Here is a 23,914-nt window from a genome sequence, read left to right as displayed (position 1 = left end):
CCATGGCCTGGCAGCGTTCGCGCCCGCGTCTCGACCGGGACAACCGCGCCTTCTGGACTGGCGGGGCGGAGGGGAAGCTGCACATCACCCGATGCGGTGACTGTGGCAACTATACCCATCCGCCACGCGAGCTGTGCCGCCATTGCCAGTCGGAAAATGTCGCGCCGCATGCCGTGGCGGGCACAGGCATCATCGACACCTACACGGTCAATCACCAGGCCTGGGCCAAGGATATGGAGGTGCCCTTCGTCATCGCGCGAGTGAAGTTGGACGATGCGCCCGGCGTCTACCTGACCACCAATATCGTCGGTAGCCCGGTCGATTCAGTCGATATCGATGATCGCGTGCAAGTCGTGTTCGAGGAACAGGACGGCATCTGGTTTCCCCTGTTCGAAAAGGTCGCCTGACCATGGCGCAACGCGAAGCCTATATCAGCGGCATCGGCATGTCGGAGGTCGGGGTGCGCCTGACCCGTTCGCCTTTGTTGCTCACGGTCGATGCCGTGCGCGAAGCCATCGCCGACGCCGGGCTGACGCTCGATCAGATCGACGGCGTCGCCACCTATCCCGGCAAGATGCCGAGTTTCCTCGGCTTCTCCCCGGTCAGCTCGGACGACCTGATCGAAGTGCTGGGGCTGAAAACCCGCTGGCATATCGGCGCGGCGGAATCGACCGCGCAATTGGGGGCCATAATCGAAGCCGCCAATGCGGTGAAGGCAGGCCTCGCCCGCCACGTCATCTGCTTTCGCACCGTTTACGAGGCCGCCGCGCTTGCCCGTCCGGAAGAGTTTCCGCCGATGGAACGGCGCAAGGATGTGTCGGGCAATTCCCAATGGGTCTCGCCCTTCGGTGCCTTCTCCGCCGCCAACTGGACCGCCCAATTCGCGATGCGTCATATGAAACGCTATGGCCTCACCCGCGAGCAATTGGCCCAGGTGGCGCTGAACGACCATGCCAATGCTGCGCTCAACCCGCGCGCGCTGGTCAAAAAGCCGCTGACGATGGATGATTATATGGCCGCGCGGATGATCAGTTCACCTTTCTGCCTCTATGATTGCGACCGTTTCACCGATGCTTCGACGGTGGTGATCGTCTCGGCGGGCGACGCGCTGGGCGATATCAAGGCAACACCGATCCGCATTGCCGCCAGCGCAGGTTCGGTCGAACGCTATAGCTGGGACCAAGCCGAATGGGCGGGCGCCTATCCCACCGGCCGCGACCTGTGGAAGAACACTGATTATACGGTGGATGATGTCGATACCGTCCAGCTCTATGACGGCTTCGCTTTCCAGCCCATCACATGGCTCGAAGGGTTGGGCTTTTGTCCCATCGGCGAAGGCGGTCAATTCCTCGAAGGCGGCACCCGCATCGCCCGTGGTGGCGCGCTGCCGATGAATACCGGCGGCGGCCAGCTTGGCTGGGGCCGGCTCCACGGCTTCGGCTTCGCCTATGAAGCGGTCGTCCAGTTGCGTGGGGAGGGCGGCGCACGCCAGATCGGCGGCGATCCCCGCGTCGCCATCGCCACGTCAGGCGGCGGCCCCATGGCGGCGGCGCTGCTGCTGGCCAAGGACTAGCCTGTCATGGACAGTGCTACGCTCGACGCGCTGCCGGGCTTCCGGCGGCGTTTCCGCGTCACGCCTTCTGAGGGGGCGGTCATCGCCGCCGTCGAGGACGACTATCATTGCATGGCCGTCACCCTGCGCCATGATAGCACGCATGTCACTGGCGTCGAGTCCGTCATGGAGCGCGTCCCCTGGACCACTTGTCCCGGCGCGCCTGCGGTACTGGCGGCGACCTTCACCGGTGTCGCGCTGGCGGATGTCGCGGCGCGGGGAGAAAAAAAGGCCAATTGCACCCATTTGCACGATCTGGCCGTACTGGCCGCCGCCCATGCGGCGGACTGTCATCCGATCCTCTACGACATCGTCGCTTGCGACCCCGTCGATGGCCTGGCGGTTGCAGAGATCCGGTGCGACGGCGCGCCACTGTTAAGGCTAACGCACTGCCAGCATATCCTGGAATCCCCGGCCGCCATCGCTGGCCTTTCCCTCCTGAAGTTGCGCCCCTGGATCGACAGCCTCGAAGACTCGCAGCGCGAAGCCGCCCGCTTGCTGCAATGGGGCGCGATCCTCGCCAATGGCCGCCTGATTCCGATGGAGCGGCAATCTACCGCGACGAAGGTGCCGCCTAACTGTTTCACCTTCCAGCCGGACAATGCCGTCCACGCCCGTCGCGTCGGCCAGGTCATCGATTTCAGCGGTGCGTCGCCGACCCCGCTCGACCATTTCGATGGTCACGCCTTCCACCCGCGATAGACGAAAAAAAGGGGCGCGCCGGAGAGGGAAGGCGCGCCCCATATCGTCCCTTCGCTATCAGAAGGGCAGGTTGTAGAGGCCTGTCGCGTTGGTCTGCAGAACCTTCTTCTTGACCTCGAAATCATAGCCGCCCAGCACGTCGATGACATGCGCCTGCACGCCGGGATAGAGCGAGGTGGGATGCGGGAAATCGGTTTCGAACATCACCTTGTCGACGCCGATGGTTTCCAGCAGCAGCTTGGGACCGACCTTCTCGAACCAGAAGGTGACCCAGAAATGGTCGCGGAAATATTCCCACGGCCGCTTGTGCAGCATATTGGCCTTGCTCGGCAGCATCTCGTTGAACTGATGCTCCAGCGCTTCGATCGCGAAGGGCAACCAGCCCATGCCGCTTTCGATTAGGCCGATCTTGAGCTTGGGATGACGATCGAGCCGGCCCGACACCATCCAATTGCCCAGCGTCGCGGCATTGCCGATCGAGAACATCGTCGCCACCACGGACAACGTCTGCTCGAAGCCGAACCCGTCCCAGGTCAGCGTATTGGGATCGACCGCACTGTTGAGATGGAAGTTGAGCGGCATGCCGGTCGCTTCGCACATCTCCAGGAACGGCGTCCAATAATCGTGCATGAAGCTCGGCACGCCGACACGTTCGGGCGTATCGGGCAGGACGAAGCCTTTGATCCCCATGTCGTAGCAACGCCGCGCCTCGGTCTCCAACGCCTTCTGGTCCCAGAAGGGCAGGTGGCCCATGTTGAAGATGCGGTTGCCCGACACCTGCTGATATTCGGCCGATGCATCATTATACATTTGCACGATGGCGAGCGCGAGGTCGGGGTCACCCAGCGACATCAGCGACCCGGCCTGGGTCACGCCCGAATTCTGGAAGCCGATCTGGGCATAGACGCCCATATCGTCCATCGCCTGCAACCGTTCCTTGATCAGGTGGCCGCCCGGATGCGCCTGTTCCAGCTTGGGGAAGGCTAGCCGCCCCAGCAGCTTGTTATTGTCGGCACGAATGACGTTGCCGCCCATCGATCCGAAATTGCGGTCACCGACATACCAGCGTTCGACGCCATCGGCGTCCTGCTTCACATAGGGCACCTTGCCCTTATATTTGGCCGGCGCGCGCGATGTGAACAGGTCGGGCGCTTCGGTGATATGCGTGTCGGTATCGACGATCTTGATCCCCGCCAGCGAGGGGTCCAACCCGCCCGATTGCGTGGCATAATCCACCTCGCGGATCACGCCGCCTGCGGTATAGCCTTCGGCCGACCAATATTTCTTGGCGGCTTGCGCCATTTCGCTGTCGGTCTTGTCCTTCACATCAGCCATGCTTCATCTCCATCGGCTGGCGGTTGCCATCGAACAGCGGGGAAACGGGCGCGGGCGCCGGCTCTTCCACGCAGCGACGCACCGCTTCATTAAGTGTCCGCAACAGGCTTTCGGCATCGATCTGGTCCGATGGTTCGTAGACGAAGCCAATGGCCAGTGGCTGGCTGTCGGGCATGTTGGGCAACAGCACGGCGGTCACATCGGCGATCGACCCGAAGCCGACCTTGCCGCTGGCAAAGCCCTGCTCCCGGCATGACAGCACCTGTGCGCTCATGTCGGCGGGCATGAATTTGCGATCGGGCGTGGCTTCCGCATTCAGGCGGCGGATCATGCCGTCGCGCCGGGGCTGCGGCACCGTCGACAGCATCAGCCATCCCGCCGCGCTATCCGACAGATAATCCTGCTGACCGCCGCAGAAACCAGCGGCCCCGGCGGTGCGGAAGGTGCGGGTGCCCGCCCGCCAGTTGAACACCTGGACCTTCAGGCCCACCATGCCGAACACAGCAACGCCCAGACCCGTCTGCGCTGACAGGCGATCGATCAGGCCGGTCAGCACGCCATCGCGCACCAGCTTGGGCTGTACCGCGGCCCCCAACATCGCGGCGCGGGGCGTGGGCGAATAGGAACGCGAGCAGGGATCTTTGTGCAACAGGCCCAGATCGACCAGGCTCGACAGCAATTCCGACGTGCTGGACTGGGGCCGGTCGAAACGACGGACGATGTCCATCACCGTAGCCTGCGGATGATCCTCATCGAAGAATTCCAGCACTTCGATGACGCGCTTGGCGATCTTTGCCTTGTTCGACTCTATTTGAGCCATCGTCCTCTCCTTCGGTTTATGAACATAGTTGTTCACTACCGGGGCGGGCCTGTCAATTAAAAATGAGATACTCTCGTTTATTATGCCCAATTGAACAGGTAGGGGCAGCCAGAAATCCTCACAACCATTTGAATTATTGCCATAAAAATGGACGCCCCGTACAGGTTTCCAGAGCAATGAAGCGACCGAACACCATTCGATCCGGAAGAAAATGCACGACCACCCCGGCGCAAAAAAAGGCGTGACCCTTGTCCGATTCGCTGTCCGCTTGTCGCGCGTCAGCGAGCAAACAGCGTCTTGATTTCCCGGCGCAGCAGCTTGCCCATCTCATTATAGGGCAGGGTATCGGCGAACAGCACCCGCTCTGGCACCCGCGACGATCGCAGCCGCGCCCGCACCATCTGCTTCAACTCGTCCTCGTCCGGTGCGCTATGGCCTGCGCGCGGCACTACGATCAGGCCCACCGCTTCGCCCCATTCATGCGAAGGAATGGCGACCGCCGCCGCCTCGGCCACGGCCGGATGGGTCATCACCACATCCTCGATCTCGCCGGGCGAGATATTCTCGCCGCCCCGCACGATCACATCGTCCGCGCGCCCCGACAGGAACAGATAGCCGTCCGCATCGATATAGCCCGCGTCGCGAGTCGGAAACCAACCATCGGCATCGAGCGCGCTGCGCTCGCGATATTCGCCCGACACCTGCTCGCCGCGCACATAGATTTCGCCTGGCACACCCGGCGGCAGGACGCGGCCATCCTCGTCGCGTATTTCGATTTCGACCGTCGGCAGCGGCCGCCCCACCGATCCCAGCCGCGCCCGCACCACCGGATCGTCCGATCCATGGGCCGCGCGATGCTCGTCCGGTCCCAGCAGCGCGACGGTCGAACTTGTCTCGGTCAGGCCATAGGCGTTGGTAAAGCCGGTTGTCGGAAATAGGTCGAGCGCATCGTGGATCAACTCGGTCGGCATCTTGCCACCGCCATAGGCGATCGCCCGCAGCGCCGACAGGTCCGGCTGCGACGCTCCGTTGGCCACCATCTGGCCCATCGCCTCGATGATCCGCGCCAACATGGTCGGCACGACAAACGCATTGCTCGCCCGCTCGGCCGCCGCGAGGTTCAGCCAGGCGTCGGGCGCGAACGCGGGCAGCATCAGGATCCGCCGCATCGCGTAGATGGAACTCAGCAACGCCGCGATCCCCGCAATATGATAGGGCGGCACGCTGACCAGCGCGGCATCCTCTTCCGGCGCAGCGGCGAACTCTACCGTGCCAAGAATATAGGACACCAAATTGGCATGGCGCAAAATCGCCGCCTTGGGCGCGGCTGTCGTGCCGCTGGTGAACAGCTGGATCGCGACATCGTCGCCCGCGTCCGCGTCCACCGGCGCATCGCCCGCCAGCGCCTGGGCCTGTTCAACGAAGTCCGCGCGCGACACAATGACATTGGCGGCATCCGGGCACAGCCGCCGCACCCGCGCGCCATCCCCCACGATCAACGCCGGGCTGATCCGCGCCAGCAGCGCGCCCAGGTCCGCATCCGCCAGCCGGTAGTTGAGCGGCACATAAGGCACGCCTGCCAGCGCCGCGCCGAACAGCGCCATGACTGCCGCCTCGCTGCTTTCGTCGAGCAGCGCAACATGCGCGACCTCGCTCTGCCGGATCAGCGCAGCCGCGCCGCGCGCGCCCGCCAGCAGGTCAGCATAGGTCCAGCGCGTGCCGTCGCACACCAAAGCGATCCGGTCGGGTGCGGCGTCGGCCGCCATTTCCAGGAAGAGGGCAATGTTCATCGGTCTGTCATTCAGTCCGACGCGGGCAGGGGCTTGGCGTCCTTGACCTGCAAGGCCACGCCATCGACCGAAAGCGATCCCTTGCCGGGCTTGACGCACAGCAATTCGAAGGTGCCCGCCGCATCGACATAGCGTTTGCCCATCAACGTGCCAGCAGCGAAGTCGGCCGACGGCGTGCCGACCGCTTCCGGCTTCGCCTCGCCCATCGCTGCGCCGCCGCATTCGATGGCTCCCTCGCCGCAACGGATCACCATGACTTCGGTGTCGCAGGCCGCGCTCTTCAATTTCGTTCCCGGTTTCATTGCACTGGTCGCCTTTGTTCCAAGCCTCACGCGATCGCGCCGCTGGCTTTCCACTGTTCGATCTTGTCCCACTCGATGCCCATTTCCATCAGCACCGTTTCAGTATGTTCCGACGCCTGTGGCGCGCGGGTGGTTTCCAGCGGCTTGCCATCGAACTGCACCGGTCCGCGCACCAGCCGCAGCGGCTTGCCGCTACCATCGGCACCCTCGACCTCGATGATCATGTCGTTGGCCAGCGCCTGTTCGTCGGTCAGCAGGTCGCTGAAACTCTGCACCGGCGCCCACTGCCCCTTCATGGTCTTCAGATGCGCGCGCCAATAGGCAAAGGGCTTCTGCGCAAAGGCCTTGACCAATATGTCGCTCGCCGCGCCTGCATTCTCGATCAGCGACAACACATCCTTGAAGCGTGGATCGTCGGCAGCCTCCGGCGCGCCGACATGCTCGAACGTATCGCGGATCAGGCCGGTCGGGCTGACCATGCACAGATTGATCGTGCCGCCATCGGATGTGCGGAAATTGCCCATGAACGGATTGCGCAGCGACCCGCCCGATGTCGGCATCGGATTGCGCGTTTGAATCCCGGTCTCCATCACCTGCGATATCAGCGCGCCTGACGCCCACCAGGCGGCACTCAGCAGCGATACGTCCACCTCGGTCGCCTCGCCCGTGCGCTCGCGATGCAGCAGCGCGCCCGAAATGCCCCCGGCGATAAACATGCCGCCTATCGAATCGCCAAAGGCCGGAATGCCCTGCATCAACGGACCCGGCAGGGCTTCAGGAGTCATCGCATAGGCGACGCCGCTGCGTGACCAGAAGCAGGTGCCGTCAAACCCGCCGATCAGCCGCTCCGGCCCCTTGTCGCCCAGCGCGCTGCCACGGGCATAGATGATATCGGGGTTCACCGCCCGGATATGCTCGATGTCGAACCGGTTTTTCTGGCGCACCTGCGGCAGATAGTTGGTCAGGAAGACATCGGCCGTCTTGGCCAGCTCATATAAAACCTCCTGGCCTTCGGGCGTGGACAGGTCGATCCCCACGCTGCGCTTGCCGCGATTGGGATGTTCGAACAACGTATGGCGCAGCGGGTCCAGCGTCACCCCGCCCATGTTGAGAAATCCGCGTTGCGTGTCGCCGCGCACCGGATGCTCGATCTTGATGACATCCGCGCCCCAGTCGGCCAGGATCGCGCCCGCCGCTGGTACATAGGTGAATTGCGCGACTTCCAACACGCGCACACCCTTCATCACCTGGGTCATAAACTTACCCCAATCCCCTCATGCGCCGCACGATGCCGCGCTGTATCTTGCCGCAAAGCCTAGAAGCTGCGGCCATTGCCGCAAGAGCCGACAGGCTGTTGGGTGCGGGCTATCGCTCGCACGATGCCCTGGCGGCCACCAACGCCGTCACGATATGCGAAGGCCCGCAAAACAGAGGGATTGAGCGGCAAGGGCTACGGGCCGAAGGTGTAGCGCAAACGTCACCGGAAGGACTCCCATGCTGATCGACTCCTCGCTCTCCGCCATCGTCACCGGCGGCGCGTCAGGCCTTGGCCTTGCCACGGTGAAGGCCCTGCGTGCCGCCGACGCAAAGGTGGCGATCTTCGACATCAACCAGGATCAGGGCGAAGCGATCGCCGCCGACGTCGGCGCGACCTTCTGCAAGGTCGACATCCTCTCGGAAGACAGCGCACTCGCTGGCTTCGACCAGGCCCGCGCCGTTCAGGGGCAGGAGCGGCTGCTGGTCCATTGCGCCATGGTGTCGAAGGGCGGCAAGACCGTGTCGAAGGACAAGGAAACCGGTGGCTTCAAGCGCCTCTCGACCGAGGACTATGCACTGTCCGCCCAAGGCATTCTGGTCGCCAGCTACCGCATAGCCTCCATCGCCGCGCTCGGCATGGCATCGCTCGATCCACTGGTCGACGAGGAACGCGGTAGCATCATCCTGACATCCAGCGCCGCGGCCGAAGACGGGCAGGTGGGGCAGATCGCCTATGGTTCGCTGAAGGCTGGGGTCAACGGCATGGTCCTCCCCATGGCGCGCGACCTGATGGACTTGGGCATTCGCGTCAATGCGATCATGCCCGGCATCTTCGCGACGCCGCCGATGCTGCGGTTCAAGGATATGAATCCGCCCATGTATGAAAATCTCGAAAAATCCGTGCCCTTCCCCCGCCGCCTGGGGATGCCGGAAGAGTTCGCATCGCTCGCAATGGAATTGGCCCGCAACAGCTATATCAATGCGCAGACCTTCCGCATCGACGGCGCGATCCGCTTCCCGCCGCGCTGACCTGCCTTCTCCTTCGCATCATGACCAAAGAACAAGGGCGCGCCGGGCAACGGCGCGCCCTTGCTCGTTCGCACTTGCAAAAAATAATACTAAGCTAGGTTGACATGTTTTTGGCGAATTACTAACTAAGCTTAGTATTAAATGAATCGCTCTCTTTTTTAACCCAGAGGTTCGCCATGACTGCTTTTGCCCAGATCGCTCTTGCCTTCACCCTTGCCGCTTCCGCCCTGCCGCAGGCCGCCGCCGCGGACGAAGCCGTGCAGCTGTCGTCCGCCGCCGCCGTCAGCGCGGCCGACTATAAGGGCAAGATGCTCTACACCGCGTCGGGCGACCGGCTCGCTGCCGTTTACCGCGTCGCGCCCGATGGCGCCGCGCAGATCATCCTCAACGGCAAGATGGTCGTCGTCCCCGCTGCCAGCCTCGCCGCCGCCGATGGCAAGCTCGTCACCAACCTGTCCAAGCGCGATCTGCTGACCGCCCGCTGATCGGCATGACGCATCAAAAAAAGGCCCGCCTTCCCAATGCGGAAGGCGGGCCTTTTTGCGTCTGTCGCTTGGCCTGTAATCAGGGTTTGGCGATATTCTCGGAAAGCATATCCAGCAGCATGTTGAGCCGGTTGAGGTCGTCCACATCGAAGCGCGCAAAGGCGACATCCTCATTGGCACGGGCAATGCCCGCCAATTGAGTCGTGATCGTCTGGCCTGCCTCGGTCAGGAACACGGCATGCGCGCGCCGGTCGTCATCCTTGGCCCGCCGTTCCAGCAGCCCGTCTGCGCAGAGCCGGTCGATCAATCGCCCGGCCGACGCCTCGGCAATCTCCAGCATATTGGCGATCGTCCGTTGCGTCGCACCCGGATGCCGCGCGACCACGGCAATGACCGTCCATTGCGATCGGGTCACGCCCAGTCGCACTACGCTTTGGTCGAAATGCGCGCGCAACTGCCGCGCGATCACCGTCAGCTTCAACGATGCGTTGCGCTTGAGCGCGGTCGGGTCTTCGGCCAGCAATTGATCGATCGGTTTCGCCATCACCTGGCCACCATAGCGCCACCGTGGCGAAACGAAAGAAAGCTCATCCTGCAATGCACAAGTCGGCACCATGTCCTGTGTCTCAGACACGTTCGATGATGATCGCTGGAGCCATGCCACCCGCCGCGCACATGGTAATCAGGCCATAGCGCCCGCCCGTCCGTTCCAACTCGTCCAATGCCGTGCCGATCAGCACCGCGCCGGTCGCCCCGATCGGATGGCCAAGCGCGATCGCGCCGCCATTGGGGTTAAGCTTTGCCCGGTCGATCCCCAAATCGCGGATGAACTTTTCGGTCACGACCGCAAAGGCTTCGTTGACCTCGAAAATGTCGATATCCTCAACCTGCAATCCTGCTTTCGCCAGCACCTTGCGCGCGGCCGGGACTGGGCCGTTCAACATCAATGTCGGGCAATCCCCCATATTGGCGGTCGCAACGACCCGCGCGCGCGGCGTCAGGCCATGGCGCTGCGCATAGTCCGCCGACGCCAGCAATAGGGCCGCCGCGCCATCGACCACGCCGGACGATGTGCCCGCATGGTGCAGCGGCGTGATCGCCAAGTCAGGATATGTCTGGTTGATCAACTGGCGGAAGGTCGGGCCATCGGCGCGCGAAGGCATGTCGAGAAAGGCCGCAAAGGCGGGCTTCAACTGCGCCAGCTGTTCCGCCGTGGTATCAGGCCGGGGATATTCCTCATGGTCCAATATCACCGCGCCGTCATCGTCCACCACCGGCACGGTCGATCGGGCAAATCGCCCTTCCTTGATAGCGATCCCCGCCCGCCGCTGGCTCTCCGCGCCAAAAGCATCCAGTTGCTCGCGCGTAATGCCTTCCATTGCCGCAATGGCATCGGCGGCGACGCCCTGGTTCGACTGGGGATGCTTGGCCTGCAAGCGCAGATTGCCGGTGCCCAGGCCACCGACCGACGGCACCCCTGCTTCGCGCAATGACTGGCCATAGGACATGACGTGCGACATCATCTCTGTCCCGCCTGCCACGACCAGATCTTCCATCCCGGCCATGATCTGCGCGGCGGCCAAATTGGTGGCGGTCAACCCGCTGCCGCAGAAGCGGTCGAGCGTCACGCCCGACGCGCGCACATCATAGCCCGCGTCCAACGCTGCCATCCGCCCCATGTCGCCGCCCTGCAATCCCATCTGCGCGCTGGTGCCCCAGATCACGTCGTCGACATCGGCCGTGTCGATGCCATTGCGATCGCGGATCGCACGCAGCACCGTGGCCGCGACATGCTGGGGATGCAGATGGGACAGGGCACCCTTGCCCAGCTTGCCGATGCTGCGCGGCGTGCGGACGGCGTCGATGATAAAGGCCTCTGCCAAGGCGCGTCTCCTACAATATTGTTGCTCGCGCTATCGCATGGATGCGCGCGCATCCCCAATCGCATGGGCGATTGATCGCGGCACGGGATGGACGCTGCGGCCGGGCCGCGCGCAGGGTAGTCGGCCAAAGGACAGGCAGTAGGGAGAGTTGCGGAATGGCAAAGGACGGCGGCAGCTTTGCGCCCCTGCGCGAACCGGTCTTCCGCCGCATCTGGACCGCCAGCCTCCTCTCCAATTTCGGTCAGTTGATCCTGGGCGTCGGTGCGGCTTGGGAAATGACGCGGCTCACCCCGTCGCCCGGCATGGTCGCGCTTGTCCAGAGCGCATTGATGCTGCCCCTTATGCTGGTTGCGCTGCCTGCGGGTGCCTTGGCCGACATGTTCGACCGACGGCGGATTGCCATGGCTGGCCTTGCCTTCTCGATGGTCTGCGCCTGCATTCTGACGCTGCTCGCCTGGGCGGGCTATAGTTCGCCCTGGATGCTGCTGACCTTCTGCTTTTTGATCGGGGCAGGGGTCGCCCTCTATTCGCCCGCCTGGCAATCCTCGATCAGTGAACAGGTCGGTCCCCACCATCTGCCCGCCGCCATCGCGCTCGGCACGATCAGCTATAATGTCGCGCGCAGCTTCGGCCCGGCGATCGGTGGCATCATCGTGCTGGCCGCCGGTGCCCATGCCGCCTTCGCCGTCAACGCGATCGGCTATCTGCCCTTGTTCATCGCCTTCTACCTGTGGCAGCGCCGCCATGTCTCCTCACGCCTGCCGCCCGAACAGATCCACCGCGCCATCGTGTCGGGCGCACGCTACGCGCTTCACGCTGCGCCGATCCGTACTGTCCTGGCCCGCGCCTTTTTCTTCGGGCTGGCGGGCGCATCTGCCACCGCGCTCGCTCCCTTGATCGCCAAACAATTGCTAGGTGGCGACGCCAGCACTTTCGGCCTGTTGCTCGGCGCCAGCGGCGTGGGCGCGGTCGGCGGTGCGCTACTGGTCGGTCCCTGCCGCGAGAGGTTTGGCACCCATCGCACCGTCACCCTGCTGGCCGTCATCAGCGGCGCGGCGTTGCTCTTGGTGGGCTTTAGCCGATCAGTGCCGCTCACCTGCTTTGCCCTTTTCATCGCGGGCGGCGCGAATATCCTGACCATCGCGCTGTTCAACGTCGCCGTGCAACTCGCCGCGCCCCGCTGGGTGACGGCGCGTGCGCTCTCGCTCTTCTCCTCGGCGCTGACCGGTGGCATTGCGATCGGCGCGGCCTTTTGGGGCTGGGTCGCGGGGGCGCTCTCGATCGAGGGCGCGCTCTATCTCTCGGGCCTCGCGCTCGCCGCCTTGCCGCTCATCGGCATGTTCCTGCCTTTGCCCGACACCAATGAAGCCGATGTCGAACCCTTCCTGCTCAATAACGAGCCGGAAGTCGGCATGGCGCTCACCCGCCGTTCGGGGCCAATCATCATCGAGATCGATTATGATGTCGATCCCGCCCGTGCGCGCGAATTTTATGGGGCGATGTTGCAGGTCCAGCGCACCCGGCTGCGCAATGGCGGGTTCAACTGGTCGATCGCGCGCGACATTGCCGATCCCACCCGATGGACCGAACGCTATCAATGCCCGACCTGGGGCGATTATCTGCACATGCGCGAGCGCTTCACGCAAGCGGACAAGGATATCCAGTCCCACGCCAGTTCCTTCCATAACAGTCCGGGCGTTTTGCGTGTGCGGCGGCGGCTGGAACGGCCGTTCGGATCGGTGCGATTTCGCCCCGACACGCCCGACCCGCAACAGGGGATGATCAACTATATCGGGCCATGATGCCCGGAGGAGAGTCGATGAACGACAGACGATATCGGGTGATCCAATGGGCGACCGGCAATGTCGGCACCCGCGCGCTCCGCACGGTGATCGAACATCCCGCGCTGGATCTTGTCGGTCTATGGGTCAGCTTCGCCGCCAAGCGGGGCCAGGATGCCGGCGTGATCGCCGGACTAGACCCCTGCGGCACCATCGCCACCGGGTCGGTCGATGATCTGGTCGCAACGGACGCGGATTGCGTCCTCTACATGCGCCAGGGCACCGACATCGACGAATTATGCCGCCTGCTGGCATCCGGCAAAAATGTCGTCACGACACGCGGCGATTTCCACCATCCGCCCTCCATGGACGCTGCGACACGCGAGAGAATAGAGGGTGCCTGCCAGACGGGCGGCACGTCGATCTACAGCACTGGCTCCAGCCCCGGCTTCATCACCGAAGCGCTGCCCATCCCGCTCCTCTCGCTCTCACGGCGGCTCGATCGCCTGACGATTGACGAATATGCCGACCTGTCGAGCCGCGCCTCGCCCGACCTCTTGTTCGGCGTGATGGGCTTCGGCCGTGCCCCCCGCGCCTTCGATCCACGCCAGATCGAGCATGTGAAGGGCGATTTCGCCGGGTCGCTCGCCCAGTTGGCCGACGCTGCCGGGATCGGCATCGACCAGTGGGATGCGGCGGGCGAAATGGGCGTGGCGACCCAGGCCATCACCATCGCCGCGGGAACCATCGATGCGGGCACGGTCGCTGCCCAACGCATCACCATATCCGGTATGCGCCGTGGCCAACCCATGCTGCGCTTCCGCGCCAACTGGTATTGCAGCGACCGGATCGACCGCACCGACTGGGAACTGCGCCCGTCGGGCTGGCGCATCCGGGTGGAAGGCGACACCCCGCTCGATGTCGCGATCAGCTTCCCGGTCGCGCCGGAGGATTATGCCGCCTTCACGCCCGGCCTCACCGCCCATCGCGCGGTCAATGCCGTCGCTGCCCTCTGCCAAGCGCCGCCCGGCATCCGCACCACCGCCGATCTGCCGCAAGTCATCGCCCGCTTTCAGTAGCCCGCGACCATCGCCTCGGTCATCTGCCAAAGCCGGGCGGCGGCCGCATCATCCTGCGCCGCCGTCGAACAGGGCACGGCCTCGCGCTTATGGAAATAGCCGCCGCTCGACCGCCCCGGTTCCGGCGCGCTCGCCAGCCACACCAGCGTATCGGCGGCTTGCTCCGGCGTCAGCGCCTGCTCGGCGATCGACTCCATATAGGCCCGCATCGGCGCGTCGCAGTGGCTGGCGAAATTGCTCGCGACGACGCCCGGATGCATCGCATGCGCCACGATCCCGCTCCCCGCCAGCCGCCGCGCCAGTTCGCGGATGAACAGGATATTGGCGAGCTTGGCATGGCAATAGGCCGCACCCCCGACGAAGCCCTCGGCAAAGTTCAGATCGTCCCAACGAATGCCATCGCAATGTTCATGGCCCGTGGACGATACTGCCACCACGCGCACACTGCCGGGTTCCGACTGCGCGGCGGCCGCCATCAGATGGGGCAGCAATGTCTGCGTCAGCAGAAAGGGCGCGAGGTGATTGGACGCAAAGGTCGCCTCATGCCCTTCGGCCGTGATGACCCGCTCCGCCATCACCCCGCCCGCATTGTTGAGCAGCACGTCGATCGCCGGGGCCAGCGCGGCAATCTCCGCCGCCGCCCGCGCCGTCTCGCCCAGCAGCGCCATGTCCGCCCGGATCATGGTGAAATCCGCGCCGGGCATAGCGGACAACTTGGCTTCCGCCGCCGCACATCGCTCGGCGTCGCGCCCGACGCCGATCACCCGCCACCCCTGTTGCAGCAACGCACCCGCCGCCGCCCTGCCGATCCCGGCACTCGCGCCGGTCACGACCGCTATCTTCTGCCGATCCGTCATGCGCGCGCGACCTCCATCTTGCGGGAACCATGGCCCAGCGTCAGGAATAGCAGCGCCCCGACCAATGTGACGCAGGCTCCGATAACCAGAAACGGCGCATAGCTGCCCCACAGCCCCAGCGTATAGCTGAGCGTCACCGCCCCCAGCGCCGCACCCCCCGCGATCGACGCGCCGACCAGACCCATCACCAGGCTAAAGACATTGAGGCCAAAGCGCCGTGACACCAGATAGGCTGCGACATCGCCCTCCGCCCCCTGCGCCAACCCCATCATCGCCACCGACAGCGCCAGCACGATGGTCGCATCGAAGGGTGATGCCATCAGCATCATGCCGATCGCCGGCATCGACAGGGTCAGCGCAGCAACATGATGCGGCTGCATCCGGTCGAGCGACAGGCCGCAGGCAAAACGGCCGACCATGACGCCCACCGCATAGATGGAAATCAGCCAGGTCGCGGTCTGCGACTGCGCCCCGCTGTCCATCAACATCAATTTCATTTGCGCCGACACCAACCCTTGCGGAAAATTCACCAAAATCATGCCGATGATCAGCACCCAAAAGGCGGGATTGCGCACGATCACGCCATAGCCTGCTTTGGATTCGACCGGCACATCCTCGTCCGGGCGGGTGCCGATATGCGGCGGCGTCATGGCCACCGCGATCAGGCCGAACGCCATGGTGATCCCGCCCATCAGCAGATAGCCGTTGCGCCATCCCTCGCTTTCGATGAACCGGCCCAGCAACGGCGCGAGGACAGCGCCCACCAGTGGCGGCCCGGTCATGACGATGGAAAAGGCCAGCCCCCGCGCCCGTTCGAACCGTTCCGCCACGATGCGGGTATAGACCGGCGAGGTGGTCAGCGTGCCGACGACGATCTGCAACACCGCAATGGCGAAGAAAGCGCGGATGCTGCCCGGCTGCATCGCAAAGGCGATATAGGCGCTTGGCCCTGCCAGCACGCCCACCGTCGACACCGCCCGCACCCCGAAGCGATCGGTCAGCCGCCCGGTGATCGGCTGCGCGATCAGCATCAACAGCCCCATGCTGCCCAGCAGCGCGAATTGCGACCTTGGCCAGCCGAACTCGGCGATCAGCTTGGGCGCGAACAGGCTCATCGTATAGGCGGACAGGCCGATGCCAAAACCAAGTCCCACGGTCGCGGCAAGCAACGGTCGCCAATGCGTCCGAAATTCGCCCCAATAGGCCGATCCCATCCTCGCCTCCTAAATTCTTATGGCCTGCCGCTGTGGAAGCGGAGGCGGGGCCGCCTGGCTGCCATGTCCGCTGGCACGGCGCAAATCGCCCCGGCGCTATCGCGTAAAGGGGGTGCAGAACGGCATGATCCAGCCCGCCGCCATCGCGCAAGCGATCCTTCGCATCGCGCCATTGCCCGCACGGGCGAACGTGCCGCACATCTCGCATGTCCGACCGCCATCGCGCGGCGAAAGGCGCCGCCCGGAACGAACGGCCCCAAAGCAACGAGAGAGGCAAGCTACTCCATGGCCGACATCGAACTGCGCCCGCCAGCGCCGACGGAGGCCTTGCCGAGCATGGCCTATCGGTCCTGGTTCCTCTTCATCATGGTGCTGGTGTCGGCCTCGGTGCAGGGCGAACGCTATCTGATGGTCGTCATGGTCGAACCGATCCGCCGCGAACTCGGCCTTTCGGACGCTGCGATGGGCATGGTCAAGGATATGATCATCGCCATCGTCTACATCCTGGCGATCATTCCGGTGGCGCGCCTCGCCGATCGCTGGTCCAAGCGTAAGATCGTCGCGATCGCCGCCACCGTCTGGAGCGCGGCGATCATCCTGTGCGGCCTTGCCAAAAGCTTCTGGGTGCTGCTGATCGGCCGCGCCGGGATCGGCCTTGGCGAAGGGGGCTTCACCCCGCCGTCCCAGGCCTGGATCGCCGACCTCTTCCCCATCCGCCAGCGCGCAACCGCGCTTTCCATCTTCCTGCTCGGCGCGTCGCTCGGCACCTTTCTCGGCCCGGCCGTCGGCGGCTGGGCGGTGCAGGAATATGGCTGGCGCAACACGCTGATCTTCGCCAGCATCCCCGGCTTCATCCTCGCGCCCATCGTCTGGTTCACCCTGCGCGATACCCGCGCGGGCCTGGCCGATGGCGCGCCGGTCGAAACGGGCGCGACGCCTTCCTTCCTCAAGACCGCGCGCGAACTGATGGCGATCAGGACATTGCCGCCGCTCATCCTGGCAGCCTCGCTCAATGCGCTGCTGACCATGGGATTCATCAGTTGGGCACCGGCCTTCATGGAGCGGACCCATGGCATGCCCGCCAATGAAGCGGGTTTGCAAATGGGCGGCGCGCTCTTCTTTGGTTCGGCGATCGGCCATACGGTCGGCGGTCCCCTGGCGGACTTTCTGGGGCGTCGCGACATGCGTTGGTATGTCTGGATGCTGATGATCAGCGGCGCGCTCGCCACCGGCATCGGCTGGATGATCCTGACCGGCTCGGCCGACCGCGTATTCCCGCTCTATGGCCTCAACATGCTGATCGGCGGCCTGTCCGCCGCGCCGTTGATGGCGGTGGTCGCAGGCCTCGTCCCGTCCCGATCGCGCGCAACGGCGATCGCGGTGCTGATGGTGTCGATTCAGGTCATCGGCCTTGGCGGTGGACCGGTGCTGGTCGGCTGGCTCAGCGACATGTTGCGGCCGATCTACGGCGAGGATTCGCTCGGCATGGCGATGCGCTGGGCGCTGCTGGTCGGCATCCCCAGCACCTTCCTCGCCTGGATCGCCAGCCGCTCCTGCCGCACCGATTTTGCTGCGGCCGGCGGCTGGAACGGGGCGGCCATCATCCACGCGCCGCATTGAAACAGGAGACGCACAATGCCCGCTTATATGATCTTCACCCGCGAAGGGCCGGTCCGCGATCAGGCGGCGATGGATGCCTATAGCGCCATGAACCGTGCCCAGGCGCGTCGCTTCGTCGCCGACTATGGGCTTAAGCCGCTCGCCGTCTACGGCGCGCTCGACACGCTGGAGGGCGAAGCACCCGATGGCGTCATCATCCTGCAATTCCCCGACGCCGCCCAGGCCCGCGCGTGGTACGACAGCCCGGAATATCAGGAGGCTAAGGCGTTACGGCAGAAAGGCGCAACCTATCGTGCCCTTCTGGTCGAGGGACTATAAGCCATGAAATTCACCACAATCATCGCCGGTTTGTGCCTTATCGCGCTGCCGTGCGCCGCCGCCACGCCACCGAAATCACCGCCATCCCGGTTGGGTAGTGGCTATCTCAAAGATGCAGCGCTGGCCGCTGATTTTTCGCCGCCGCCACCGGCCCCCGGCTCGGCGGCACAGGCCCGCGATGATGAAGCCGCGAAGGCCGCCCTTTTACTGCGGGACAGCCCGCGCTGGGCGCTGGCGACGGCTGATGCAGAGCTTTTCGGTCCAACCGCGACGGCAGCCTTTTCCTGCACGGCTGGCGTTGCGATCGGCCCAGCCACGACGCCCCGGCTGGACAAGCTGCTGCGCCGAACCATTGCCGACTTCGGGCGCTCGACCAGCAAGATCAAACAGGGCTACACGCGCCCGCGCCCCTTCATGATCAATGGCCAGCCGACCTGCACACCCGACATGGAAGCAATGTTACGCAAGGATGGCTCCTACCCGTCCGGCCATAGTGCAATCGGCTATGGCTGGGGACTGATCCTCTCCCAGTTACGCCCTGACCTGGCTTCGACTCTCGTCGCGCGGGGCCGGGCCTTTGGCGATAGTCGGCGCATCTGCAATGCCCATTGGCTGAGCGATACGGAAGAAGGACGGCTCGCCGCTTCGGCAACGCTCGCTCGGCTCAACGCCGAACCCGCTTTTCAGAAAGATATGAAGGCTGCGCGCACCGAATTGGCGCGTGCTAAGGCTCCGCCCGCTCGCTGCGACGCGGAAACTGCTGCCCTGACTCAAGGAGGTACACAGCCATGACCGACATCAAGCCCCGCATCCTCCCGCTGCCCCGCGCGGAATGGACGGACGACGCCCGCGAAGTCTTTGCCTATTGGGGCGAGCCCAATGCGTGGGAAGAAGGCTCCAAGACCAATGTCCTGATGGTTATGGCAAACCATCCTGATCTGGGCAAAGTCTATAATATCTGGGGCAAGCATCTGTTGATGTCGAACACGCTCTCGACCCGGCATCTGGAAATGCTGATCCTGCGCGTCGCCTGGAAGGTGAAGTCCGCTTATGAATGGCATAATCATGTCGGCTATGGCCTCAACGCCGGGCTGGCATTGGACGATATCGCCGCGATCCGCGATTATCCCGCAGGCGGCAATTGGGACGAAGCCGATGATGCCGTCCTGCGATCGGTCGATGAACTGATCGCCGACGGCACGATCAGCGACGCGACATGGGCCATCCTGGGCCGTCATTTCGACAAGAAGCAGCAGATGGATCTGGTCTTTTCCATCGGGCATTATGTCATGACCAGTTGGGCCTTGTCCGCCTTTGGCGTCGGCATCGAAGGGGGTGCTGACCCGATCGGCTTCGACCTCAAGACCGCATCGGGCAAGATACCCGGCAAGACCTACAAGCCCGGCGAGACCGAGGATTGGACCGACAGCCGCGGCTATTGACGCAGGTGCTATCGCGGCAACGATATCGGGGCGGCACGCCCTGTTGCGCATTGCCGCGCGCCTGCCCCAGCGGGCATGATAAATGCCAGATATTCACGAAGGAAAAGACCCATGGCGACCGACATATTGCTGCCCAAGATCGGCTTTTCGATGACTGAGGCCCAGATCGCCGAATGGCTCGCCGAAGACGGCGCGCAGGTAACCGAAGGCCAGCCGCTCTATCTGCTCGAAGCCGACAAGTCGGCCAATGAAGTGGAATCGCCCGCCAGCGGCACATTGCGCATCGTCGCCCAGCCCGGCGAAACCTATGAAGTCGGCACCATCCTGGGCACGATCGAATAATGACCCTGCGCGCCGGCATCGTCAGCGCCGCTTGGGGCGCCTTCGCCCATCTTCCCGCCTGGCGCGCCATCCCCGGCGTCGAGGTGACGGCCATCTGCACCTCGCGCGAGGAAACGGCGCGCGCTGCCGCCGACCGGCTGGGCCTGCCGCGCGCCTTCTGGAACGCGCAGGACATGTGCGCGGACCCGGACATCGACATTGTCGATCTCGGCACCCGGCCCTCGGTGCGCCTGCCGATGGTGCTGGCCGCGCTGGCCCATGGCAAACATGTCTATAATGCCAGCCCCCATGCCCCCGACTGGGCAGGCGCCAAAGCGATCGACGCCGCGTGGCGCGCGGGCGGCAGCATCGGCGTGGTCGATGCTTTCTCCCAATGGCTTCCCGCTCACCGCCAGATGAAGGCGATGCTCAATGATAGCTATGCCGGCACACCGCTCGGTGGCACCTGCCATTTCAACATCTCGCTGTTCAACAGCCCGATCAAGCAATTTTCCTATAATTGGTTCGCGCAAGGCGGGCAGGGGGTGTCGGCCGTCCGCAACAATGGCAGCCATGCGCTCTACATGCTGCGCTATCTGTTCGGGCCGATTGCCGAACTGGTCGCCGACGACAGCCAGATCCTGCGCGAATGGCGTTTCCCCGATGGCGACACGATCACGCCCGAAACCACCGATTTCGCCAATGTCATCCTGCGTTTCGAAAGCGGCCTCACCATGCAGATGCAGATCAGCTGGTCCATGGCGCTGCACGATGGCTGGCTGATCGACGTGTTCGGCGACAAGGGCCGGATCGCCGTGTCGTCGCCGACCTTCCCGACCGCGCGCGACTGCAAGTTGCGCGCCGGACAATTGGGCGGGGCGATGGCGGAAGTCGCGATTCCAGAGGCCTTCAAGGCGGCACCCGGCATCACGCTCGACTGGCAAAGCGAACCCCAGCCAAGCTTCCCCATGGCGCTCTCGATGCAGGCCATGGTCGAAGCGATCGAGGGACGCGGAAGCGCCGCCCCCGACTTCGCCGAAGCGCTGGAGGTAGAGCGGGTGCAGGAAGCCATCCGCCTGTCGAGCGAGACGCGTTGCTGGATACGACTGGCGGACGTCGCTTAGTCTCTCCGTTCGTTTCGAGCGCAATCGAGAAACGCCCGCGCCGCGCTACCGCCCGGTAAAGTGCGGCGGACGCTTCTCTTTCAACGCCGCAATCCCCTCACGATGATCGGCGCTCCGCACGCTGAGCGACTCATAGGCGATCCCCGCCTCCATCACCGCGCCAGCGATCCGCTTGAGTTCGATATTGGTCAATATCTTGGTCCAGCGGATCGCATTGGGCGCGCCCGCCAGCAGCGTCGCGCAAAAGCCATCGACCGCCGCGTCCAGTGCCTCCGGCGCGATACAATGGTTGATCAGCCCGATCTCCGCCGCCTTTCGCGCGCTGAGCAGTTCACCGGTCAGCAGATATTCCTTGGCCTTGGCAAGCCCGATCCGCTGCGCCCACACGACCGCGCCACCATCGCCGGCGACCAGCCCGATGCCGACATGCGGATCGCCGATCTTCGCGCCCTCCGCCGCAAAGACCACATCGCACAGCAGCGCGATCGCCGCCCCCAGCCCTACCGCATGCCCATTCATCCGGCACACCACCGGCTTTTCGATGTCCAACATCGCAAAGACGATCCGCTTCGCCTGCCGCGCCTCATGGTCGAACAGGTGCGGGTTCGCGGCATTATGCGCCATATGGTCGATGTCGCCCCCCGCCGAAAAGGCGCGCCCCGCGCCGGTCAGCAGCACCACGTCGGAATCGGGATCGGTCCCGGCAAAGGTCAGGGCGTCGGGTAATTCGTCATGCAGCACGCGATTGACCGCGTTCATCGCATCCGGCCGGTTGAGCGTCACCACCAGCAACCGCCCGCGTCGCTCCAGCAGAATCGTCTCATAGGCGGGCAGCATCTGGGTCATCGCTCGGTCTCCTCGACGCCCGCCATATCACGCGCCGCGCCGCCGCCAACGTCGCCCCGGCGATAAGCGCGGGGCTGGCGTAGCGGCCGGCCGCATAACAGATATAGCCTGCGCCATAAGCAGAGGAGAGCGCATATCATGACCGGATTTGACGAAATGGTCGACTGGCTCGTCGTGGGCAGCGGCGCCGGGTCGATGGCTTCGGCGCTTGTCATGCGCGACGCCGGAAAATCGGTCGTCATCCTCGAAAAGACCGCCTTCGTTGGCGGCACGACGGCCAAGTCGGGCGGTGTGATGTGGATTCCCGCCAACCGCTTCATGCTGGCCGATGGCGAAAGCGACAGCGCCGAGGCCGCCATGGCCTATCTCGACGCCGCGCAGGACGATTACCCCGCCCCCGGCACCTCGCCCGAAAAGCGGCGCGCCTATGTGACACAGGCCCCCCGCGCGATCGATTTCCTGGTCGACAAGGGCATCGCCCTGCAACGCGGCGCGACCTTCTGGCCCGATTATTATGACGAACTCCCCGGCGGCTGCAAAACATCGCGCACCGTCGTCGCCAAGCCCTTCGACCGCAAGGAATTGGGGCCATGGCGCGACAAGCTGCGCAAAGGTTTCGCCGAGTTCAACGTCACTTTGGTCGAAGGCATGGAGGCGCAGGGCCATCGCCGCACCAACAAGGCGTCGGGCAAAATGCTGCTGCGCATCATCGGCCGGACACTGCGCGACAAGCTGCTAGGACGTCAATATACCACCGCCGGCGCGGCGCTGCAGGGCCGCATGCTCAAGGCCGCCCTGGCCGCTGGCGTGGACATAAGGCTGAACGCCCCCGTCCGCCAGATCATCATCGCCGATGACGCCGCGACAGGCGTCGAAACGGTGCGGGACGGCAAGCCCTGGAGCATCGGCGCGCGCTTGGGCATCCTCATCAACGCGGGCGGCTTCTCGCAAAATCAGGCTATGCGCGATCGCTATATCCCAGGCACCAGCGCCCTATGGTCCCAGACGCCCGAAGGGGACACCGGCGACATGCACCAGGAACTGGAACGGATCGGCGGTCATCTGGCGCAGATGGACCAGTTGGTCGGCTATCAGATGACACCTGCGCCCGGTTGGGATCAAACCTATGTCGCGCCCGGTGCCCAGTCGATGACCGGCAAGCCCCACGCCATATTGGTGGACCAGAGCGGCCAGCGCTACATGAACGAAGGCGGCAGCTACGAGCTTTATTGCGAAACCATGCGCAAGCGGAACGCGCTGGTCCCCGCCATCCCCAGTTGGGCGATCGTCGACCGCAACTATGTCGAATTATACGCCATCGCGGGCAAGTTCATCGACAAGAAAATCCCTGATGGCTGGATCGAAAGCGGCTATCTCCACACCGCCGACACGATCTCGGCCCTCGCCAGCAGCATCAAGGTCGATCCCGCCACATTGACCGCCACCGTCGCCCGCTGGAACGGCTTTGTAGCCAGGGGCGTGGATGAGGATTTCCAGCGCGGTGCCCGCGCCTATGATAATTGCGGGTTCGTCGGCGATCCCTTTTCCGACCAAAGCGCCCTCGGAACGATCGACAAGGGGCCGTTCTACGCTGTCCCCGTCGTGCCGGGCGATGTCAGCACCTATGGCGGCGTCGTCACCGATGCGCGTGGCCGCGTGGTCAATGCCGACGGCCAAGTGATCGCCGGGCTCTACGCCACCGGCACCACCACGGCATCGGTCATGGGCAATGTCTATGTCGGCGCGGGGGCCAGCATCGGCCCTTCCCTGGTGTTCGGCTATATCGCCGCCCGCCACGCCGCCGGACTCGATAATCAGCCCTGATCGGTAAAGCGCGCCGGTCGGGACAGAAGATAGGGCAGGGCAGGCGACGAGATACGCGATTCGCCGCCATCGGCATGGATCAGTGACACCCGGCCCACGCCCGGCGAGGATACCACCGCCACCACGCTATCCACCCATTGGTGCAACATGGCGCGGGCATGGTCCAGTTCCTCCCCTTGCGTCGTCGCTGCGCCTTCCGCCTCCAGCTCGGCTTCCAATTGCAGCACCCGGTCCGTCCGCTCGCTGATGTCGCGTGTGTCCTTGGTCATAAAA

At 64.4% G+C, this 23,914-nt stretch carries 25 protein-coding genes; 14 read left to right on the top strand and 11 right to left on the bottom strand.

What is annotated here, in order from left to right:
- The first annotated feature begins 2 nt into the window (after window positions 1-2).
- From SxD43FB_RS12215 to SxD43FB_RS12205, 3 genes are read left to right on the top strand one after another with little or no spacing between them, the layout of a single operon-like run.
- Window positions 3-407 (top strand): OB-fold domain-containing protein, encoded by a 405-nt coding sequence (locus tag SxD43FB_RS12215; protein ID WP_096062414.1) that lies wholly within the window; start codon window positions 3-5, stop codon window positions 405-407.
- Window positions 404-1,573 (top strand): thiolase family protein, encoded by a 1,170-nt coding sequence (locus SxD43FB_RS12210; protein ID WP_096062413.1) that lies wholly within the window; start codon window positions 404-406, stop codon window positions 1,571-1,573. The genes SxD43FB_RS12215 and SxD43FB_RS12210 overlap by 4 nt, the downstream gene beginning before the upstream one ends.
- A 6-nt stretch (window positions 1,574-1,579) precedes the next feature.
- Window positions 1,580-2,314, top strand: coding sequence for a DUF2889 domain-containing protein (locus SxD43FB_RS12205; RefSeq protein ID WP_096062412.1), 735 nt, complete (start codon window positions 1,580-1,582; stop codon window positions 2,312-2,314).
- A 57-nt stretch (window positions 2,315-2,371) separates the two neighbouring features.
- Here SxD43FB_RS12205 and SxD43FB_RS12200 read toward each other — a convergent pair whose 3' ends face one another.
- The 5 genes from SxD43FB_RS12200 to SxD43FB_RS12180 form a co-directional block, all read right to left on the bottom strand.
- Complete coding sequence (locus SxD43FB_RS12200) at window positions 2,372-3,649, bottom strand: amidohydrolase family protein (RefSeq protein WP_096062411.1); 1,278 nt, start codon at window positions 3,647-3,649, stop codon at window positions 2,372-2,374.
- Window positions 3,642-4,469 carry a helix-turn-helix domain-containing protein gene (locus tag SxD43FB_RS12195; protein WP_096062410.1) on the bottom strand — a complete coding sequence of 276 codons (828 nt, stop codon included), beginning with the start codon at window positions 4,467-4,469 and terminating at the stop codon, window positions 3,642-3,644. The genes SxD43FB_RS12200 and SxD43FB_RS12195 overlap by 8 nt, the downstream gene beginning before the upstream one ends.
- A 278-nt stretch (window positions 4,470-4,747) precedes the next feature.
- Window positions 4,748-6,259 carry an AMP-binding protein gene (locus tag SxD43FB_RS12190; RefSeq protein WP_096062409.1) on the bottom strand — a complete coding sequence of 504 codons (1,512 nt, stop codon included), beginning with the start codon at window positions 6,257-6,259 and terminating at the stop codon, window positions 4,748-4,750.
- An 11-nt stretch (window positions 6,260-6,270) separates the two neighbouring features.
- Window positions 6,271-6,561, bottom strand: a complete 291-nt coding sequence (locus SxD43FB_RS12185) for a hypothetical protein (protein ID WP_037476724.1) — start codon at window positions 6,559-6,561, stop codon at window positions 6,271-6,273.
- Window positions 6,562-6,587: 26 nt separating this feature from the next.
- On the bottom strand, window positions 6,588-7,817 hold the full coding sequence (locus tag SxD43FB_RS12180) for a CoA transferase (protein WP_096062408.1): 1,230 nt from the start codon (window positions 7,815-7,817) through the stop codon (window positions 6,588-6,590).
- A gap of 238 nt (window positions 7,818-8,055) precedes the next feature.
- Here SxD43FB_RS12180 and SxD43FB_RS12175 point away from each other — a divergent pair, with 238 nt between their 5' ends.
- Both SxD43FB_RS12175 and SxD43FB_RS12170 read left to right on the top strand, forming a co-directional pair.
- On the top strand, window positions 8,056-8,847 hold the full coding sequence (locus SxD43FB_RS12175) for an SDR family oxidoreductase (protein WP_096062407.1): 792 nt from the start codon (window positions 8,056-8,058) through the stop codon (window positions 8,845-8,847).
- 176 nt (window positions 8,848-9,023) lie between these two features.
- On the top strand, window positions 9,024-9,332 hold the full coding sequence (locus tag SxD43FB_RS12170; RefSeq protein ID WP_096062406.1) for a hypothetical protein: 309 nt from the start codon (window positions 9,024-9,026) through the stop codon (window positions 9,330-9,332).
- 79 nt (window positions 9,333-9,411) lie between these two features.
- On the opposite strand, the gene SxD43FB_RS12165 is transcribed toward SxD43FB_RS12170, so the two are convergent.
- Together SxD43FB_RS12165 and SxD43FB_RS12160 are read right to left on the bottom strand one after the other, a co-directional pair.
- Window positions 9,412-9,876, bottom strand: a complete 465-nt coding sequence (locus SxD43FB_RS12165; RefSeq protein ID WP_255245702.1) for a MarR family winged helix-turn-helix transcriptional regulator — start codon at window positions 9,874-9,876, stop codon at window positions 9,412-9,414.
- Between the two features lie 82 nt (window positions 9,877-9,958).
- Window positions 9,959-11,215 carry an acetyl-CoA C-acetyltransferase gene (locus SxD43FB_RS12160; protein ID WP_096062404.1) on the bottom strand — a complete coding sequence of 419 codons (1,257 nt, stop codon included), beginning with the start codon at window positions 11,213-11,215 and terminating at the stop codon, window positions 9,959-9,961.
- A 155-nt stretch (window positions 11,216-11,370) separates the two neighbouring features.
- On the opposite strand from SxD43FB_RS12160, the gene SxD43FB_RS12155 reads away from it, so the two are divergent.
- Entirely contained in the window at window positions 11,371-13,017 is a 1,647-nt protein-coding gene (locus SxD43FB_RS12155; RefSeq protein WP_096062403.1) for an MFS transporter, read from the top strand.
- A gap of 17 nt (window positions 13,018-13,034) precedes the next feature.
- Entirely contained in the window at window positions 13,035-14,075 is a 1,041-nt protein-coding gene (locus SxD43FB_RS12150) for a dihydrodipicolinate reductase (RefSeq protein WP_096062402.1), read from the top strand.
- On the opposite strand, the gene SxD43FB_RS12145 is transcribed toward SxD43FB_RS12150, so the two are convergent.
- Together SxD43FB_RS12145 and SxD43FB_RS12140 are read right to left on the bottom strand one after the other, a co-directional pair.
- Window positions 14,069-14,932, bottom strand: coding sequence for an SDR family NAD(P)-dependent oxidoreductase (locus tag SxD43FB_RS12145; RefSeq protein ID WP_096062401.1), 864 nt, complete (start codon window positions 14,930-14,932; stop codon window positions 14,069-14,071). The two genes, SxD43FB_RS12150 and SxD43FB_RS12145, sit on opposite strands and share 7 nt — an antisense overlap.
- The gene (locus SxD43FB_RS12140) at window positions 14,929-16,146 is read right to left on the bottom strand and encodes an MFS transporter (RefSeq protein WP_096062400.1); all 1,218 of its coding nucleotides are present in this window, start codon (window positions 16,144-16,146) and stop codon (window positions 14,929-14,931) included. The genes SxD43FB_RS12145 and SxD43FB_RS12140 overlap by 4 nt, the downstream gene beginning before the upstream one ends.
- Before the next feature lie 285 nt (window positions 16,147-16,431).
- On the opposite strand from SxD43FB_RS12140, the gene SxD43FB_RS12135 reads away from it, so the two are divergent.
- The 6 genes from SxD43FB_RS12135 to SxD43FB_RS12110 all read left to right on the top strand — a co-directional run bounded on the left by SxD43FB_RS12135 (window position 16,432) and on the right by SxD43FB_RS12110 (window position 20,971).
- Entirely contained in the window at window positions 16,432-17,766 is a 1,335-nt protein-coding gene (locus SxD43FB_RS12135) for an MFS transporter (RefSeq protein WP_096062464.1), read from the top strand.
- A gap of 15 nt (window positions 17,767-17,781) precedes the next feature.
- On the top strand, window positions 17,782-18,084 hold the full coding sequence (locus SxD43FB_RS12130; protein WP_096062399.1) for a DUF1330 domain-containing protein: 303 nt from the start codon (window positions 17,782-17,784) through the stop codon (window positions 18,082-18,084).
- A 3-nt stretch (window positions 18,085-18,087) separates the two neighbouring features.
- On the top strand, window positions 18,088-18,876 hold the full coding sequence (locus tag SxD43FB_RS12125; protein ID WP_096062398.1) for a phosphatase PAP2 family protein: 789 nt from the start codon (window positions 18,088-18,090) through the stop codon (window positions 18,874-18,876).
- Complete coding sequence (locus tag SxD43FB_RS12120; RefSeq protein ID WP_096062397.1) at window positions 18,873-19,526, top strand: carboxymuconolactone decarboxylase family protein; 654 nt, start codon at window positions 18,873-18,875, stop codon at window positions 19,524-19,526. Before SxD43FB_RS12125 ends, SxD43FB_RS12120 begins: the two co-directional genes overlap by 4 nt.
- Before the next feature lie 111 nt (window positions 19,527-19,637).
- Window positions 19,638-19,868: a biotin/lipoyl-containing protein gene (locus tag SxD43FB_RS12115; RefSeq protein ID WP_037473685.1), complete on the top strand. Its 231-nt coding sequence runs from the start codon at window positions 19,638-19,640 to the stop codon at window positions 19,866-19,868.
- Window positions 19,868-20,971, top strand: a complete 1,104-nt coding sequence (locus SxD43FB_RS12110) for a Gfo/Idh/MocA family oxidoreductase (RefSeq protein WP_096062396.1) — start codon at window positions 19,868-19,870, stop codon at window positions 20,969-20,971. The genes SxD43FB_RS12115 and SxD43FB_RS12110 overlap by 1 nt, the downstream gene beginning before the upstream one ends.
- Window positions 20,972-21,016: 45 nt before the next feature.
- Here SxD43FB_RS12110 and SxD43FB_RS12105 read toward each other — a convergent pair whose 3' ends face one another.
- On the bottom strand, window positions 21,017-21,817 hold the full coding sequence (locus tag SxD43FB_RS12105; protein WP_096062395.1) for an enoyl-CoA hydratase-related protein: 801 nt from the start codon (window positions 21,815-21,817) through the stop codon (window positions 21,017-21,019).
- A 138-nt stretch (window positions 21,818-21,955) separates the two neighbouring features.
- Here SxD43FB_RS12105 and SxD43FB_RS12100 point away from each other — a divergent pair, with 138 nt between their 5' ends.
- A complete protein-coding gene (locus SxD43FB_RS12100; RefSeq protein WP_096062394.1) occupies window positions 21,956-23,641 on the top strand; it encodes an FAD-dependent oxidoreductase in 1,686 nt (561 codons plus the stop codon).
- Here SxD43FB_RS12100 and SxD43FB_RS12095 read toward each other — a convergent pair.
- Entirely contained in the window at window positions 23,632-23,910 is a 279-nt protein-coding gene (locus SxD43FB_RS12095; RefSeq protein WP_037473680.1) for a hypothetical protein, read from the bottom strand. The two genes, SxD43FB_RS12100 and SxD43FB_RS12095, sit on opposite strands and share 10 nt — an antisense overlap.
- Window positions 23,911-23,914: the final 4 nt, after the last annotated feature.

The organism is Sphingobium sp. D43FB (assembly GCF_002312805.1).
Classification (GTDB): Bacteria; Pseudomonadota; Alphaproteobacteria; order Sphingomonadales; family Sphingomonadaceae; genus Sphingobium.
This window is presented reverse-complemented; position numbering and strand designations above follow the sequence as displayed.